Raw genomic sequence first — 16665 nt, forward strand, 5'->3', positions numbered from 1 at the left:
CGAGTATCATGAAGGACAACTACAAGATTGCCATCGTGCACGGAGACGGCATCGGACCCGAAGTCGCGGGTGCGGCGCTCGCGGTGCTGCAAGCCAGCGTCCAGGCCGCCACGCTTCAGTTCGAGGAGTATCCAGCAGGCGCCACGCATTTTCTTGAAACGGGAGAATCGTTCCCGGCAAAGTCGTTCGAGGGCTGCCGTGCGGCAGATGCCATCCTTCATGGGGCGGCGGGAATCCCCGGTGTGGTTCATCGTGATGGGACCGAAGCCGGTCTGGATTTCACGCTATCGCTTCGCTTCAAGCTCGATCTTTATGCCAACGTGCGCCCCATCAAGCTCTACAAAGGCGTTCCGTCTCCGCTCGGGCACCCGGGGGCCATCGACTACGTTATCGTCAGGGAGAACAGCGAGGGGCTCTATGCTGCGCGCGGCGCCGGCGCGCTGCTGAGGGAAGAGGTTGCCGTCGACACGCTGGTGCAGACCAGGAAAGGTGTCGAACGCATCGTCCGCTTCGCCTTCGAGCTTGCCAGAACGAGGAACGGTTCGCCCAAGGACGGGCGGCGTCGCGTGACCTGCTGCGACAAGGCCAATGTGTTGCGGACCTATGCGTTCTTCCGTGCCGTCTTCGACGAGGTAGCCAAGGACTATCCCGACATCGAGGCCGAGCACGTCCTTGTCGATGCGATGACGGTTCACCTCGTCAACAAGCCATCACACTTCGACGTTATCGTCACTGAGAACATGTTCGGTGACATCATTTCCGATCTCGGTGCCGCGACGGTTGGCGGCATGGGCATGTCTCCGTCGGAAGAAGTCGGTGATGGAATCGGCTTCTTCCAGGCTTCGCATGGCTCGGCACCCGACATCGCCGGGAAGGGGCTCGCCAACCCCTATGGAACGATCCTGGCTGCGATCCTGATGCTGAGACGCCTCGATCAGCGCTATCGGGACAACCGGCTGCGCCTCGGTGCGGACAGGATCGAGGCTGCCGTCCGCGCCGGGTTGGAGGATGCTGCCCTGAGAACACGGGACATCGGCGGCGATGCGACGACCAGTCAGGTCGTCGATGCGCTTCTGAAGCTGCTCTGAGCGCGAGGGCGTCTAGCGCAGCTGGGAAAAACTCGATCGGATCAAAGCCATCAACTGCTCAGTGTTGGGACGCCTGACGGAGCTGCGTGTGGTGATCAAGCCGATTTGGCGAAGCTTGATTTGGTCGGAGATCGGGACCACACGAAACCGTTGCACGCCGGCTTGCACGAGTGCAACTCGTGGCACGATCGCGATGCCGAGGCCGGACGCGGCCAGGGCCACGGCCGTCGTGGCCGCCTGGACTTCGAATTGAACATCGAGCCGGACAGCGAGCTTCTCAAGCGTCTCGTCGATCAATCCTCGTACCGCCGTCGTTTTCGACAGCAGGATGACAGGCTTTTCCACCAGATCGGCGAAGCCTGTGCTTGCTTGCCCCTCGTCGAACACCGGCGGTACGCAGGCAAAAAGGGGATCCTCAAGCATCGGTTCGAACTCATAGTCCCCCATGTCGGGGACTTGTGGGCCAATACCGAACTCGACATCCTGCCGCTTGAGTAGTTCAAGCATTGGCGCGGTGGAGAGCTCCATGAGCTGGACCTGGCTCCTTGGATAGCGCACCTTGAATGTTGCCAGAATGTTCGGAAGCCATCCGGACGCGAGCGTCGGAACGCAGGCCATACGGATGTGACGGCTGCGGGACTGCGCTGACTCGCTCAGCAGATCCAGCCCAGATTGAACTTCCTGGAGGGCTCGCTTGGCCTGTTCAAACAGGATCCGCCCCTCGGGCGTGAGCAACACCTTCTGCGGCGTTCTGCGAAAAAGGAGGACGCCGATCTGCTCCTCCAGGTCGCGAATCTGCATGCTGACCGCAGAGGGAGATCGGTTAGATTCTTCCGCAGCCTTTCGAAAACTTTCGTGCTCGGCGGCGAGGAGGAAGGTGTGGAGGAGCTTGAGATTGATGTTCGGCAAGTCCTTACCTCGATGGGCTTATTCGACGGTCGAATGCGGGGCGAACCCAGCCCCGACCGGGATGTATATCCGTCGGAACAGGCTGCCGTCTTGACGAAGTTGTTTCTGGTGCGAAACTGGTGCGGCCGCGCTCCAGCTTTAGTCTCCAGCCAGCGATCGGTCAGCTGTCAGAACGTCTCGGTAATCTTGCTCAGGCGAGGGGGACGATCCGGGTCGAATCCGCGGGCGCGTGCCGCCTGCTCGATCATCCGATAGGCCGGAACGAGCATCGTGATCGCGTCGGTGGCAGGGTCATCCTCGGCCAGCCAGGGCAGCGAGCCATGCGATCCGCCGCAGAGATGCAGCGCGACCTTCTGCTCACGCAACTCCTCTGCAAGTGCGTCCACACTGGCCGCAGTTTCATCCATGAGGCGCATCATGACAACGGGCGTGCGCGACGAAAGCGCGGCCCGTGGCCCATGCTGCAGCTCGGCGGCGCTCAAACCGATGGAGGGCAGGCGCAGGATTTCCGAAAGCTTGAGCGCGATCTCCCTCGCCGAGCCCAGGGCCAGGCCCCGAGCTGCCACAAACACGGCTGACGCCTTGACGAGATCATCGGCAATCTCGGACCAGTCGAGCGCCAGCGCACGGTGCAGGCGCTCGGGCAGCCGGTCGAGGGCTGACTGCAGCGCACGATCTTGCGCCAGCTCGGCAACCAATCCGGCACTGGCGGCCATCGAGCCGATGACGGTCTTTGTCGCCGCAACTGAGTGCTCCTGGCCGGCTTCGATTGGAACGACGAACTCAGCTTCCTCAGCCACCGGCGACGACATCGTATTGACGATGGCAATGGTGCGGGCGCCGGAAGCGCGCGCCGACCTTGTCGCCGCGACGAGATCCGGGCTGCGCCCGGATTGCGAGATCACGATGAACAGCGCATCGCGCAGCATCAAGGGCGTGCGAAATGCCGTGATCACCGAGGGAGCACTCGCCGAAACTGGAAGGCGAAGCCGAGTCTCGACGAGGTATCGCAGGAAAACGCCGGCATGCCCGGAGCTTCCCCGGCCACACACGACGCATAGCGGGGCGGAACCTGTCTCAATTCGCTGTGCGATGTCGCGCGTGGCGGGACGGCTGCGCACGATTTTCGCGACAGTATCAGCGCTTTCAAGGATTTCACTCGCCATCGCGGATGTCATCACGACTTAGCCGCTCCGCTTTGCTTGCGTGCCGCCGGTGTCTTGGGATGCGGGTCCAGATCCTTGGCGAGCTCGGCAAACACGCGTCGGAGATTGCCGTCGCAGTCCTTCAGAATGGACTCGGCATCAGCCCTGTCGACGCCAAGCGCCAGAAGGACCGCCGTCTTGACGTCGCCTTCGGCCTGCTCGAGCGAGCTCGCCGCGTGCGACGGATTGCAGTCGGCGATTTGCGCCACCATGGCCTCGGCGCGCCGCTTCAGCTTGGCATTGCTCGGCTGCATGTTCACCATCATGCCGCGATATACCCGGCCAAGACGCAGCATGATCCCCGAGGAGATTAGGTTGAGCACGACCTTCTGCGCAGTGCCCGCCTTCATTCGCGTGGAGCCGGCGATCAGCTCGCGGCCAGTCTCGATCAGGATAGGAAACTTGGCCGATGCCAGCAGTGCGGTGCCGCGATTGTTGGCTACACCGATCGTCACTGCACCGCAGGAGCCTGCCTGCTGCAGCGCCGCGACCGTGAACGGCGTTGTCCCGCTGGCGGCGACCGCAATCACCACATCATGCGCTGTGACCCGCACGGCATTGATCTGCGCGACCGCATCTTCAATGTCGTCTTCGGCGCCCTCGATGCTGGTCACGAAGGCACTGTCTCCGCCGGCGACGACGAAGCGGACGCGCTCTTTGGGCCAGGCGAAGGTCGGCGTCAGCTCGGCGCCGTCCTGCACGGCCACACGCCCCGAGGTGCCGGCGCCGACATAGACAAGGCGACCGTGATCGCCTAACGCCGCTTTGGCCGCTTCGGTTGCCGCGGCGATCGCGGGGAGAGCAGGGCCAAGCGCAGCGACGGCCGCAAGCTGGCCCTCCCACATCGCCTCTATCGCCGAGGCCAGCGACCATGCATCAAGATCGGCAAAGCGGGGATCGACTTCTTCGGTGGCCATATCGTTGATCCATGCGCCATCAAACGCGGAACTTTGAAGCGGGCTCATGCTCGGATTCCATTCTCGGTAGCTCAAGCCGCCCCCGCGCCACCAGTAACGCGCCGGCCGCCGCGTCGCCGTCAGGACGCCTCAGGCGGGCGCGCAGGTCGGGCGTCAGCCACGGCGTCATGGCATCCGCGAGCCCGCCGACCAGCGAGAGCCGCTCGGTTCCTCTCGCCAGGAATAGATCGAGCAGGTCGCCAATGGCATCGGCCGCGCGCTCGACAATGCGACGGCCGACCGGATCGCCCTGATTGGCGTGCCGCATCACGATCGGTGCGAATGCGGCGTAGTCTGTGGCTCTGGCCTGTTCGGACCAGGCCACCGCCTGATAGGGATTATGATCGAATGCGCGCAGCACCTCCGAAAGCAATGGTGTCAACTCGCCGCGGCGATCTGCCGCCCGCAGCGCCAGCCGGACAACCTGCAGGCCGATGTCGGCGCCGCTGCCTTCGTCCGACACGGGAAAACCGTAACCGGCGAGACGGACCTCGCGGCCGCCGACCAGGCCGACACCCACCGAGCCTGTGCCGGCCACGACGATGGCCCCGTCCGCGCCGCTATGGGCGCCAAGACAGGCCGCGAGGCCGTCGCTGATGAAGTTGACGGACGCAAAGGGATGCGCGATCTCGCCGAGGGCCGCTTTGGCGCCCCGGCGGCCAATTCCGGCGAGGCCAATTCCGGCGTGCATCCGGGCGAAATCCTCGCGGCTCAGCCCGGCCCGTGTGGCCGCCGTCTCGGTGGCCTCCATGATGGACCGCCAGGCCTTGTCGACGCCAATCCGTGTCGTGGCAGGCCCGGAGCTCGCTTCACCGAGTACCCCGCCGTTTCCGTCCTCGATCCGGGCGCGGCAGCGGGTTCCGCCGCCATCAATGCCGAGATACGTGGTACCTTTTGTTCCCATGGAAAGTTAACGCGAAGGTTCCGCTTGGGGTCCGCACAAGGTCTCCGGCGTACATACGAACTCTTGTGCAAGACTCCCCTCACGTGTCTGTGACAGCCATTCCCGGATCGATCCTGATGGGCCACGCTGGTTCTGCCTCACTCACGATTGCTGCGCAGCACATCTTTGATGGGACCGACATGCGCGGACCCGGCTCGGTCAGAATCGCGCAAGGGCGGATTGAAAGCATCAGCTTCGACGACGCCGCGGGGGCGTCAATCCGCCTTCCCCGAGATGCGATCCTTGCCCCCGGATTCATCGACATCCAGGTGAACGGAGGCGGGGGCGTGCTTCTCAACGACCAGCCAACCGAGGCCGGCGTTCGCCGCATCGTCGAGGCGCACCGCAAGGCCGGGACCACGGGCTGCTTGCCGACCCTCATCTCCGATCGAAGCGAGATCATCGAACGATTGGCTGCAACAGCCGAGGTGTGCCTCGGAATTCCCGGCGTGCTCGGCTTTCATTTGGAAGGTCCGGCCCTCAACAGGTCGCGCAAGGGTATTCATCCGGAAGCCGAGATACGCGTGCCCGATCGGCGCGACCTCGCCGCTATCAAGAGTTTCGGGGATCGCGGTCGCTCCATTGTGACCTTGGCCCCGGAATGCGTGCCCGCGTCCATGATCGATGAATTGATCGGCGCCGGATTGCGTATCGCGGCCGGCCACAGCGACGCCACCGCAGCCGAAATCGGGCAGGCGGTGGATCGCGGTGTCTCGGGCGTGACCCATCTGTTCAATGCCATGTCGCAGCTGAACGCCCGAGAGCCGGGCTTGGTGGGAGCCGCATTGGTGGACGACCGGTTGTTTGCAGGGATCATCTGCGACGGCATCCACGTTGACCCCACCGGTTTGCGTATTGCCTTCCGCTGCAAGGGACGCCATCGATTGATGCTGGTCACCGATGCCATGCCATTGGCGGGCACGAACGACCGGCAATTCATGTTGCAGGGAAGGGAGATCACGTTACACGAGGGGCGCCTGACTGGCCGGCATGGCACACTCGCGGGCGCTCACCTCACCATGATCGAGGCGGTCCGCAATGCTGTTGCGCTAATCGGAGTCCCCCTCGTTGATGCCCTCATCATGGCGTCCCGGACGCCTGCGACATTTCTGGGCCTTGGGCCCGAACTTGGACAGATCGCGCCCGGATACCGCGCGGATCTTGTCGCCTTCAATCCGAATTTTGAGGTCGTCGGCACATGGATTGGCGGTGTCGGTTCGATGGGCGAGGGGAGCAAGGCTTCCGAGCGAGGTTAGATGCGCAATCAACCGATCATCGTGCAAAAATATGGCGGCGTCTGCCTTGAAACACCGGCGAAGATCCGCGCGGTTGCGCGCAGTCTCGCCGATTTGCACGGCCGCGGTCACCGTGTCGTAGCGATCGTCTCAGCCATGGGCACGACCACCGACCAGTTGATTCAGATGGCTCATCAGGTGAGCCCGGCTCCCAACCGCCGCGAGCTCGATATGCTGTTGACCACAGGCGAGCGCATCAGCATGTCCCTGATGAGCATGGCGCTTTCCGATCTGGGCGTGCCCGCGATCAGCTTCACCGGCAGCCAGGCCGGCGTGATGACCGACGACTCCCATTCCTCCGCACGCATTCTGGAAGTGCGGCCCATTCGCGTGCTCGAGGAGCTTGATCGCGGACGCGTCGTGGTGCTGGCAGGATTCCAGGGCGTGAACCCGGCAACCCGGGAAATCACCACGCTCGGCCGGGGCGGCAGCGACACCACGGCCGTCGCGATGGCCGCCGCGCTGAAAGCCGAACGCTGTGAGATCATCAAGGAGGTCGACGGAATCTGTTCGGCCGATCCGCGGATCGTGCCGGATGCAAGGCCCCTGCCACAGGTGGACTTCGCATCCCTGTCGGAGATGTGCTTCTGGGGTGCGAAGATCCTGCATTTCCGCAGCGTAGAGTTGGCGCAAAGTCAGGATGTGCCTCTGGTCCTCAAGCAGTCGGGCGGCGCCGGGCACAGCACGCAAGTGATGAAAGAGATTTTGGGCATGGAAAACGGGAAAGTTCTCGCCGTCAACTCGATCGCCCGCATCGAGCATGTGGAAATCGATTCCAGGGATCTCAATCACGGTTTCGAGAAACTCGCGCAGCATCTCAAGCGAAACAGTCTGTCCTGGCCGCAGCTCCTTGCATCGCACTTCGCTGGTGGAAAGACTAGCATGACTGTGACGTGCGATACGGAGTGGCTGGATGCCCTGTTGCGCACGCTGGAGCACGCCGGGGATCTGCGCAAGCAGCGCGAAGCTTCGAGCGCGGTGAGTCTCACCTGCTTCGGCGGCGTCTCATCAGAATTGCCGTTCAGGGCGTTGCAGGTTCTTGAGGGTCACGGAATTGTCCCCGACAGATGCGTAATGTCATCGCATTCGGTCAGCCTGTTTGTCCCTGTGGACAATCGAGAGGCTGCCGTCAACGCATTGCATTCGCTGGTTCCGCAAGCTTAGGATTGTCGCTTCGCCAGGCATTTGTGATACCGGCTCGCCCATTGTTCGTCGGCCTGCCTACCACTCATAAGCTAAACTAGCTACGCAGATCACACCTGTGAGGTGTTCTGCAAGATGTGCACGATACCGGCGCTGCCCAAACCGGCGTTTTGTTGGAGCCCGGTGCCAGCACCTTCAACCTGCCGTCGACCGGCGCTGCCGCGGGGTTGCCACGTTAATTCCGCGATCCGAGGCTGTAGCGCCGAGCGGATGTCCCTTTGACAGGAGCCCGCCGGAAGGATTGACGACTATGTCTCCTGGGTAGCTGCCTGCACCTTCGAGGATAAATCGTTCGGTCTCGCTTTCACGGCAAAAGCCAAGTGCTGAATACATCAGCGCTTCGTTGCTTGTGAAACAGTCGTGCAGCTCGACGACATCAATGTCGTTTGGCCCAACCCTGGCATTCTCGTAGGCTTTGTCAGCGGCGTCTCCACCCAGCGCACGGAACATGAGATCAAGTGGGTCGCCCGCAAAATATTCGCCGCGATCGCTTACCGACCTCGGCATAGTGCGTCCCGTCCACCCCATCGATCACGACATAGCGGCGCTCCGTCAGTTCGTCCGCAAACCCTCGCCAACGACCCGCCCGACCAGGCGATGAGCGCTTGGTTCCGGACCAAAGATCGTGTAGTCGCTGGCGGCCCGCGAAACTCCCACCGCGGCCATCTCACGGTGCATGGTCTTGATGATGTCGCCGCGTTCCCCCATGCGTCTGAGCTTGGGCTCGAGCTCAGGGTCGATCCGCCAGCGCCCCGGCTCTGTCTCGTCCGCCAACCCCATCCGCTCCAGCGCTCGCAGCCTTCCGATCCGCGCCATTTGCCAGGCGGGCTCCCGTCCAGACAGCACACCCCCCGCATCTCGCAGGATGCTCCGGTCAAGCCGCGCGAGCCGGTCGGCCGTGATCTCCTGGTGAAGCTTACGGGTGATGTCGTGCACCACCGACGAGGTCCACGAGAGCAACGTAGGCAAGACCAGTCCGACGCCCTTAGGTCCACGAGATGGACGCCATGAGAGTTCAAGTCTTTCAATCGGTTAGTAGGCGCCGTGTGCACGACGTGTGCACCGGGAGATCAAAATCTCACGACAGCCAACGTGAGGGCGCTTTGTGGTTCGGCCTACACGCCAGATTCTGACGGAAGGGAAGAGCAAGTGCTGACCAACAGTCTCAGTCCTGTGGCTGAAGTCGTTTCCGCCTCAATGCGGTTGGGCGGCTAACGGATCCAATCAAGGGCGAAAACTCTCGCTGGGTTGGTCGCGCTGCCCTCGTTATGACGACGCGGTCGCTAGGCCAGAGCCGTCAGAAGCACCCAACGCCTTGATCTAAATCGTCACTACCGCAGGCTTTGACGGCTTGCTCGTCGGTTCTTACGAACTCTCTCCGGTGCGGTACGCTACGTTATTCTGGGACGTGAGCGTTGCCCGGACGTGCTCGGCAAGCTTCAATGCGCTATCGGCGTTGGAAGCAAGACGAGAAAGGATTTGGGAGAGCACTCTGAACTCCTCGCGCGTCGACATGCCAAACAGCGCGTCATTCACTGGGCGTTGCAAGGCGGCGAGACGGACCAGCAGGTTTATCCCGTGTTCGGTCATCGTGAGCTGCACGCGGCGTCCGTTGCCGGGGTGTGGGCTTTTCTCTATCAGACCGTCAGAGACCAGCGGGGCGGCTTCCATATCGGCATTCAACGCGAGCAGATTTGTCTCGCAGGCAACAACGTCCTCACGATAACTACAAATGCTCTGTTCGCTTGCCGAGTTGCAACACAGCTACACCGGAGAGAACGAGCAGCACGGCGACGCATTCGAAAGCGTTGATGCTCTCACCCGCCAGGAGGATGCCGATGATAAGTGAGACGATCGGCGGAATGTAGGTGACGCTTGACGCGGCGAGGGCGCCTAGGTTGGCTACTATGAAATAGTAGATGATATAAGCCAGACCCGTCCCGCAAATTCCAAGACCAAAAACAAGCCCGGTCCAAGCGCGGGTATCGCTGAAGACTGCGTCGATTCCGTCCAGGTGGATTGCCATGACCAAGAACACCACCGCCACCCCGATCTGGTAAGTCGTCAGAGCCGAGGCCGGTAGCTGCAACGGGCTGATGAAGTTGCGAGCATAAACGAAGGAACATCCGAGGCTAAAAGAACCTGCCATCATATACGCGATCCCTTCCATACTAACGTAATCCACAGCCGACCACGGCCGCGCGATGAGAACTACGCCGAGGAGACCGAGAGCGACGCCTGCTGCCTTGGTGACCGTGATGATCTCGTCGCGCAAAAACAAGTATGTGCAGATGAACGCAAACAGGGGAATCGCTCCGCTCAGCAAACCGGCGATGCTGGACGGAAGAAGTGCCGCCCCTTTGGCAAAAGCAAAGTAGTAAATTGCAGTGCCCAATAGGGACATGACGATGAAGTGATGCGCGTACCGAACATGCTGCCAACGCAAAGCCCTTTGCCACAGCGCATAGAGAAATACGGTTGGAAACGCGAAGACAACACGGAGCAGCACGATCTGTGCAGGCGCGATTTCCGCGGCGGCCCACTTCATGAAGATGAAGTTGCTGCCCCAGATCACGCCCAAGAAGACGAAGGCGAACAGAGCGATCCCCTTCGCCGATCTCGGGTCGGCGACATCAATTCGCCGACGCAGAGCAGGTGCTTCTTGCGCCAAGGACACGTTCTTCGTTGTCATTGGAGTTCTAGCCTCGCTACGCGCTGGCGTCATCCAGCCAATGCGCGCAACGTAGGCCAGACCGACAACGCCGGTCTTGTCGATTCCTTACCTGGCAGATGACGTTTCCGCGGCGAACCGACCGGGAGTCACCCCCGTAAGTCGCTTGAAATGGCGGGTAAACTGGCTTTGGTCGGAAAAGCCCACATCGAGCGCCGCCGCGGCCAGACTCCTTCCTGATCTCAGCAGCGCCTTTGCCCGTTCGACCCGTAGGCTGACGAGGTAGGAATGTGGCGGCATGCCAGTTCCTGCCGAAAAGGCTCGAATGACCTGCGTGCCCGAGACACCTGCAGCCTGCGCCAGGTCGGCTATACTGACCTGACTTTCCGCATTGGCATGAAGGTAGTCGCGAACGAGGGACGCCGTGCGCGGAGCGGCTCTCGCCCGGCTCGCTTCAGGCAGAAAATTGCCGTGACGTGCGAACAGCCGCCGAAGAAAGACAGCGATACGCGATTGCCGCTCCAACAGAGTTTCTTTGCGTTGCGAGGAAACGTGCAGACCGACGAATTCGCGATAGAGCTCCTGATCGTGGATGACATGTTGTCCAATGCCCCACTCTCCACTTGAGGCAAGGCGGCGTGGCTCTTCTAGTGCGCCCGCAACGAGTGCAGGAGAGGGATAGAACATCCGGTAGCGCCAACCTCGTTCGGTTGCCGGCCTTCCTTCATGCACGACGCGGGGATCGATCGTGCACAGCGTCCCCTCAGGCATGATCAAGGATGGGGATCGCCCCGGCTGGAAGTGCTGTCCACCGGCTTCGATGACGCCAATCGCGAATGTCTCATGCACATGGAGCGGAAAAACGAAGTCGCGATAATCGGCAAAAAGAAACTCTGTGGCCACGAACGAATCGTCGGACCATGCCATCGATTGGTTACCGTTCGGCAGCCTGTCGGCCATCCGTGCAATCCAATTCCTCAATCAACATGGGCAATTACGCGAACATATGATCGTGTCAGCTCCTTGTCGAGGTGAGGAGGATAGCGATCCGTCTTCACACTTCCGTGCGGCAGGTAAGGAATCGACAAGATCCCGGCGAGCGACGCCGCTATCTCCAGCCCATGGCTCATCAAAAGGAGATCCGATGTGACCCTCGAAACGCGTGCCCCAATTGCGGCTTGCTTGACGCTCGCCGCGAGCGCTGTTGCGGAAAACGCGAGGACGGTTCGTGGCTCGACAGGACGGTCCCTGCCGGCAGCGGCTGCCAATCTCCTCCTGCCGGAGGATCTCGACGACGTCGGCAGGACGAGCGGGCTGATCGAAGGGGATCGAAACGCGCTTCGCGCGGTCGCAGACTGGATAAATGGCTTCGTGGCCAAACCCGACAAGCAACTCGGCCGCTCTGGGCCCGTGTGCCCCTTCGTTCCTCGGGCCATCGAACGTACGATACTCTGGCTCGCTCCCGAGCGGATCTCCGACCGGGGCGTGCAAGATGTTGTCGAGCTCATCGGCGACTACAAGAAGGTGTTCCTTGACTCTCAGCCCCTTGATAGCGACGCCGTCTACAAATCAGTCGTCATTGTCTTCACCGACCTGGCGGCAGAACGTGCGAAGTCCCTGTTCGAGCAAGTGCTGCAGGATCTCGCCGTTCGATCCTATGCGGAAGATGGATTGGTGCTTGGAGCGTTTTACGAACGCAACGAAGGGACTGCGATTTACAATACCAGTTTTCGGCCGTTCAACTCGCCGGTGCCGTTCCTGCCGATAAGGCAGGCAGTCGTTAGCGACTGGAAATTCTTTCTGGACAGCGAACAGTGGCTGGATCTCTGGGCCCGCCGCTTTCAGGGTTCTGCAATCCATGCGCTTGCCGATGAACTGCGCCGCCAGCCGTGGCGCGCGAAGCGCGATTAGTCACCAGATTTCGTACATCGATCCGAGAACCTCGAATCCCACCTTTAGAACAAGGTAGTGCCATGACTCACGTCAAGATCTTTGCCGCTGCCATAGCGGCCTGCGCAGTGCTCGCAACCGACGCGTCAGCCCAAACCGCGAGGGAAATCCGCGGACCTTCGCCATACGTCCCCGTCGAGAACGAGCGCGATCCCAAGCTGATCGTCGATCCCCCGCTTCCCGAAGGTTTGGCGATCGGCGTCTTCTGGGCGCAGTATCGAGTGGAAAACGTCCGCATCGTCCAGGTGTTCGGAGCGGGCGCGCGCCAAGTGTCGCCCCGTATTGGTCATCTTCACATCACCGTCGACGACCTGCCGTGGTGGTGGGCGGACGCGAGCGACAACAACACCGTCGACATAGCCGGCCTGCCTGCTGGTCCGCACCAGGTGACGATCGCGCTGGTGGACGCCGATCACAACGTCTTCCCTGGCCAGATGACGACACTGAAATTCGTCGTGCCCGAACACCAAAAGACAAGCCACGCCGGCCGCCACAAGTAGGCCACCGTGTCGACGACAGGAATGTCGCTTCCGGAAGTCGAACAGCCCAAATGATCGGAGAACTCAATGCTAAACGGAAAGACCGCGCTAATTACTGGTGGCACATCGGGCATCGGCCTCGCTACCGCAAAGCTCTTGCGCGCCAAAGGTGCGCGAATTGCCGTTACGGGCCGCGAAGCGGACGCTCTCGAGCGGGCGCGTGAAATCATTGCTGGGGACCCGCTGATGCTGCAGACCGACGTGCTATCCCGCGACGCCCTTCGAAAGATGGCGTCCGATGTGCAGCATAAATTCGGCGCGCTCGACATTTTCTTTGCGAATGCCGGTGTGGCCTATGTGACGCCGCTGGCGACCACCAGCGAGGCGCAATATGATGCGCTCATGGACACTAATGTCAGATCTGTGTTCTTTTCGGTCCAGGCGGTCGAGCCCATCATGCGCGAGGGGGGCTCCATCATCTTGAATACGGCCTGGTTGAACCAGGTCGGGGTGCCCGGTCGGGCTATCCTGTCGGCGTCGAAGGCGGCGGTACGGTCCTTCGCCCGTACGCTATCGGCCGAGCTGCTCGCCCGCCGCATCCGCGTAAACGCGGTCAGTCCAGGGCTGATCGAGACACCCATTCTTCGGGGCGTGGGTCAGTCCGAACATCCCGGTCAGACCGATGCCCAGTTTCGCGAGTATCTCGCAGGTGCCAGCAAGCTGATTCCGCTCGGGCGACTTGGAAAGGCCGACGAAATCGCGGCTGCGGTCCTGTTCCTCGCGAGCGATGCGTCGAGCTACATGCTTGGATCGGAAATGGTCGTCGATGGCGGGTTCGCCGAGCTTTGAGGGCGTCAACACAGCACGAACGTACGAAGGAAATCGAACCTATGAGCAATCCCAAGTCACTGGAAACTCGCGACCCCCAACGCCTCGCCATGAAGCTGGAGGTCGCCGTCATCCCGGTCGCCGACGTCGATCGCGCGAAGAAGTTCTACAGCGATCTCGGCTGGCGGTTGGATGCCGACTTCACCCGGGCCGATGGCTCGCGCGCGGTCCAGTTGACGCCGCCCGGGTCGCCAGCATCGATTCAGCTTGCGGCGGCCCCGCTCCACTTTCTCGTCGTTTCCGACATCGGGGCAGCGCGCGATGAGCTCATCAAGCGAGGGGTCGAAGTCAGCGAGGTGTTTCACCGTGGGCCCGATGGCCGCGTCCCGGGTCCTGATCCGGAGCGGCCGAGTTATGGAGCCCTCGCGACCTTCCTCGATCCGGACGGCAATGGTTGGCTAATCCAGCAAGTGACGCATCGGTTGCCGGGCCGCGTCGAGGCTGACACCAGCTTTGCATCGTCGCGAGAGCTCGCCGGCGCGCTGAGGCGTGCGGCGGCCGCGCATGGAGAGCATGAGAAGAGAACCGGGCAGCCCGACGCCAACTGGCCCGACTGGTATGCGGACTACATCGTTCGCGAGCAGACCGGCATGGGCTCAGCCTAAGGCAACGCATTTACGAAAGGCCAGAGCAACTGAAACACAACCTTCTAAGTATGCCCCATCTGCGGCGTGTCGCAGCCGAGGTTTGCTGCTGCATTGCCTATTCACTTTCCGAGTTGGACCTGCTCAAAGGCGGTTTGGATAAAGCTCTCCACTTTCGGCAGCGCGTACTGGCGACCGGCATAGACAAAGTATAGGGTCGCCGGCCGCTGCTGCTTCGTACGCCATTCCGACAGGACCCTCACTAGCTTGCCGGCTTTCACCGCGTCTGCGGTCAGATAATCCGGCAACCATGCCATACCTTCTCCCGACACCGTGAGGGACTTGCACAGTTCTGCGTCATCGACCTGAAAACGTCCCTTCATTTCAACCTCAAAGTCCGACTTCCCGTTCGTGAGAGTCACCGACGTCTTTTGGAAGAGGTACTTTATGAATGCAGCGTCAACCAGGTCGCGCGGATGACTGAGCTTGCCTAACCGCTTCATATATTGCGGCGAGGCCCACAGGTCCGATCTTATTTCGATGAATCGTCGAGCGATGAGTGACGAGTCCTTCAGCGCCCCAGCAAAGCGAATAGCAAGGTCGACACCTTCCTCAACTATATCGACGATCCGGTTCGTGAGAATGAACTGAAGGGAAACGTCCGGACACTTCGCCGCATAGGCACGTGCGATACGAGGCAAAATAGCGTGCCCTACGTCCACTGGCGCTGTAACCTTGAGGATACCGGACGGTTTGGTTTTCGAGACCTGAAGCGCCGCTTCACCTTGTTCGACCTCGCGGACTGCGATTGCACAGTGTTGGAAATAAGCGTCGCCCGCTTCGGTCATCCGCAGCTTGCGGGTGTTGCGCTGGATCAAACGGACGCCCAGACGCTTTTCCAATCCCGCCACTTTGGCGCTGACCGTCGTCTTGGGCATGCCCAAGCGTCTCGCCGCAGCGGAGAAATTGCCTGCTTCCACGACCTTCACGAATACCGTGATTGCATCCATGGTCGTTGTCCAAATACTTGCACAGTAAATCCCGACTTTACCAGCTAGTGGATGGTCTGGCGAGGCTCCTAGTTTCCAAGGACGAGCGGAGGTTTGACGATGCTCCGCACATTGATCCTTCAAGCAGGAGAGCAATCGTGACCAAGTTTGATAAGCCCGAAACAATCGACATCGGTCGTCGTAGTATTCTAACCGGGATCGCGGCGGGAGTTGCCGCGGCCGGCGCCGCCAGCTTGTTTCCAGAACATTCGGCATTTGCTGCGGACGGGGATGGCATTCGTCCCTTCAAGGTTCAGGTCCCGCAAGATCAACTCGACGATCTTCGGCGCCGCCTGGCAGCGACCCGCTGGCCCGACAAGGAGACGGTCCTCGATCAGACGCAAGGCGCGCAACTCGCAAAGCTCCAGCAACTGGTCCGCCATTGGGCGACCGATTATGACTGGCGCAAGGGCGAGGCAAAGTTGAACGCCTTGCCTCAGTTCAAGACGATGATCGACGGCGTCGATATCCACTTCATACACGTGCGCTCTCGCCATCCTAACGCACTGCCGCTGATCATCACACATGGATGGCCCGGGTCGGTCTTCGAGCAGATCAAACCCATCGGTGAGCTCACAGATCCGACTTCGTACGGCGGTCAGGCGAAGGACGCGTTCGACGTCGTGATCCCGTCGCTGCCAGGGTTCGGCTTTTCGTCGCGACCGACCGAGATAGGCTGGGACGTGGAGCGCATCGGCCGCGCATGGGACATGCTCATGAAGCGGCTCGGTTACACAAAGTACGTCGCCCAAGGCGGAGACTGGGGCGCTGGCGTTGTCGAGGCCATGGGGCGTCAGGCCCCGACCGGTTTGCTCGGCATTCACACCAATCTGCCGGCGGTCTTCCCGCCCGATGCGGCCCAAGCGATCGCCACCGGCGGGCCCGCGCCTGCGGGACTGTCTGCAAAGGAGCGCGCCGAGTTCGAGGCCATGCAGTCGTTCATCAAGAGCGGTGGCTGGGGATACCTGACAATGATGAGCGCACGACCACAGGCCGTCGGTTACGGGCTGACCGACTCTCCGGCTGGACTTGCGGGGTGGATGCTCGTCCATGGGGGCTTTGGAAAGTGGACGTACGGCAAAGATCCCAAGCAGGCGCCTACGCCGGATGAGGTGCTCGACAACTTCTCACTTCACTGGCTGACTAACACGGTGGCTTCGGGAGCGAGGCTCTATTGGGAGAACCGCCATCAGAACCTGATCAGCGCGGCCGCGCAGAAGACCGACTCGATAACCCTGCCGGTAGCCATCACGACATTTCCGAACGACGATCTTTTTCGAGCCCCGGAGACTTGGGCCCGCCGCGCCTTTCCCAATCTGATCTACTTCCGCGACGCAGAGCGGGGCGGCCACTTCCCGGCCTGGGAGGAGCCCGCGCTTTTCGCCTCCGAACTTCGTGCCGCGTTCAGGCCGCTTCGCCAATCAATCTGAAAACCGCAATCCTAC

General features: G+C 61.4%; 18 protein-coding genes. 8 read left to right on the forward strand and 10 right to left on the reverse strand.

The annotated features are described in order from the left end of the window. Window positions 1-8 precede the first annotated feature (8 nt). On the forward strand, window positions 9-1088 hold the full coding sequence (locus AC5V87_RS16525) for an isocitrate/isopropylmalate dehydrogenase family protein (RefSeq protein ID WP_495371606.1): 1080 nt from the start codon (window positions 9-11) through the stop codon (window positions 1086-1088). A gap of 12 nt (window positions 1089-1100) precedes the next feature. Here the strand turns inward: AC5V87_RS16525 and AC5V87_RS16530 are convergent, their stop codons facing one another. The 4 genes from AC5V87_RS16530 to AC5V87_RS16545 form a co-directional block, all read right to left on the reverse strand. Further along, window positions 1101-1997 (reverse strand): LysR family transcriptional regulator, encoded by an 897-nt coding sequence (locus AC5V87_RS16530; RefSeq protein ID WP_456839174.1) that lies wholly within the window; start codon window positions 1995-1997, stop codon window positions 1101-1103. A 167-nt stretch (window positions 1998-2164) separates the two neighbouring features. Then, complete coding sequence (locus AC5V87_RS16535) at window positions 2165-3163, reverse strand: SIS domain-containing protein (RefSeq protein WP_456839173.1); 999 nt, start codon at window positions 3161-3163, stop codon at window positions 2165-2167. Window positions 3164-3174: 11 nt separating this feature from the next. Further along, the gene (locus AC5V87_RS16540; protein WP_456839172.1) at window positions 3175-4119 is read right to left on the reverse strand and encodes an N-acetylmuramic acid 6-phosphate etherase; all 945 of its coding nucleotides are present in this window, start codon (window positions 4117-4119) and stop codon (window positions 3175-3177) included. A 19-nt stretch (window positions 4120-4138) separates the two neighbouring features. Continuing rightward, entirely contained in the window at window positions 4139-5062 is a 924-nt protein-coding gene (locus AC5V87_RS16545) for a glucosamine kinase nucleotide-binding domain-containing protein (RefSeq protein ID WP_456839171.1), read from the reverse strand. Window positions 5063-5145: 83 nt separating this feature from the next. On the opposite strand from AC5V87_RS16545, the gene nagA reads away from it, so the two are divergent. Continuing rightward, window positions 5146-6357 (forward strand): N-acetylglucosamine-6-phosphate deacetylase, encoded by a 1212-nt coding sequence (nagA, locus tag AC5V87_RS16550; RefSeq protein WP_495371607.1) that lies wholly within the window; start codon window positions 5146-5148, stop codon window positions 6355-6357. Further along, window positions 6358-7560 (forward strand): aspartate kinase, encoded by a 1203-nt coding sequence (locus tag AC5V87_RS16555; protein ID WP_456839170.1) that lies wholly within the window; start codon window positions 6358-6360, stop codon window positions 7558-7560. A 174-nt stretch (window positions 7561-7734) separates the two neighbouring features. On the opposite strand, the gene AC5V87_RS16560 is transcribed toward AC5V87_RS16555, so the two are convergent. The 5 genes from AC5V87_RS16560 to AC5V87_RS16580 all read right to left on the reverse strand — a co-directional run bounded on the left by AC5V87_RS16560 (window position 7735) and on the right by AC5V87_RS16580 (window position 11230). Continuing rightward, a complete protein-coding gene (locus AC5V87_RS16560; protein ID WP_456839169.1) occupies window positions 7735-8106 on the reverse strand; it encodes a thiolase C-terminal domain-containing protein in 372 nt (123 codons plus the stop codon). Between the two features lie 45 nt (window positions 8107-8151). Continuing rightward, the gene (locus AC5V87_RS16565) at window positions 8152-8568 is read right to left on the reverse strand and encodes a DUF3363 domain-containing protein (protein WP_495371608.1); all 417 of its coding nucleotides are present in this window, start codon (window positions 8566-8568) and stop codon (window positions 8152-8154) included. A gap of 396 nt (window positions 8569-8964) precedes the next feature. Further along, complete coding sequence (locus AC5V87_RS16570) at window positions 8965-9270, reverse strand: MarR family winged helix-turn-helix transcriptional regulator (protein ID WP_456839167.1); 306 nt, start codon at window positions 9268-9270, stop codon at window positions 8965-8967. 55 nt (window positions 9271-9325) lie between these two features. Further along, a complete protein-coding gene (locus AC5V87_RS16575) occupies window positions 9326-10291 on the reverse strand; it encodes a DMT family transporter (protein ID WP_495371609.1) in 966 nt (321 codons plus the stop codon). 87 nt (window positions 10292-10378) lie between these two features. Continuing rightward, on the reverse strand, window positions 10379-11230 hold the full coding sequence (locus AC5V87_RS16580; protein ID WP_456839165.1) for a helix-turn-helix domain-containing protein: 852 nt from the start codon (window positions 11228-11230) through the stop codon (window positions 10379-10381). Window positions 11231-11416: 186 nt separating this feature from the next. Here AC5V87_RS16580 and AC5V87_RS16585 point away from each other — a divergent pair, with 186 nt between their 5' ends. From AC5V87_RS16585 to AC5V87_RS16600, 4 genes are all read left to right on the forward strand, one after another. Further along, window positions 11417-12181 (forward strand): DUF6875 domain-containing protein, encoded by a 765-nt coding sequence (locus AC5V87_RS16585; protein WP_495371610.1) that lies wholly within the window; start codon window positions 11417-11419, stop codon window positions 12179-12181. Between the two features lie 62 nt (window positions 12182-12243). Continuing rightward, on the forward strand, window positions 12244-12720 hold the full coding sequence (locus AC5V87_RS16590; protein ID WP_456839163.1) for a DUF6130 family protein: 477 nt from the start codon (window positions 12244-12246) through the stop codon (window positions 12718-12720). A 66-nt stretch (window positions 12721-12786) separates the two neighbouring features. Further along, on the forward strand, window positions 12787-13548 hold the full coding sequence (locus tag AC5V87_RS16595) for an SDR family oxidoreductase (RefSeq protein WP_456839162.1): 762 nt from the start codon (window positions 12787-12789) through the stop codon (window positions 13546-13548). Between the two features lie 41 nt (window positions 13549-13589). Next, on the forward strand, window positions 13590-14192 hold the full coding sequence (locus AC5V87_RS16600) for a VOC family protein (protein WP_456839161.1): 603 nt from the start codon (window positions 13590-13592) through the stop codon (window positions 14190-14192). Between the two features lie 101 nt (window positions 14193-14293). On the opposite strand, the gene AC5V87_RS16605 is transcribed toward AC5V87_RS16600, so the two are convergent. Continuing rightward, window positions 14294-15181, reverse strand: coding sequence for a LysR family transcriptional regulator (locus AC5V87_RS16605; RefSeq protein WP_495371611.1), 888 nt, complete (start codon window positions 15179-15181; stop codon window positions 14294-14296). Window positions 15182-15318: 137 nt separating this feature from the next. On the opposite strand from AC5V87_RS16605, the gene AC5V87_RS16610 reads away from it, so the two are divergent. Beyond that, window positions 15319-16650 (forward strand): epoxide hydrolase family protein, encoded by a 1332-nt coding sequence (locus AC5V87_RS16610; RefSeq protein WP_456839159.1) that lies wholly within the window; start codon window positions 15319-15321, stop codon window positions 16648-16650. The last annotated feature ends 15 nt before the right edge of the window (window positions 16651-16665 follow it).

This window comes from Bradyrhizobium sp. SOJA106, assembly GCF_059448745.1.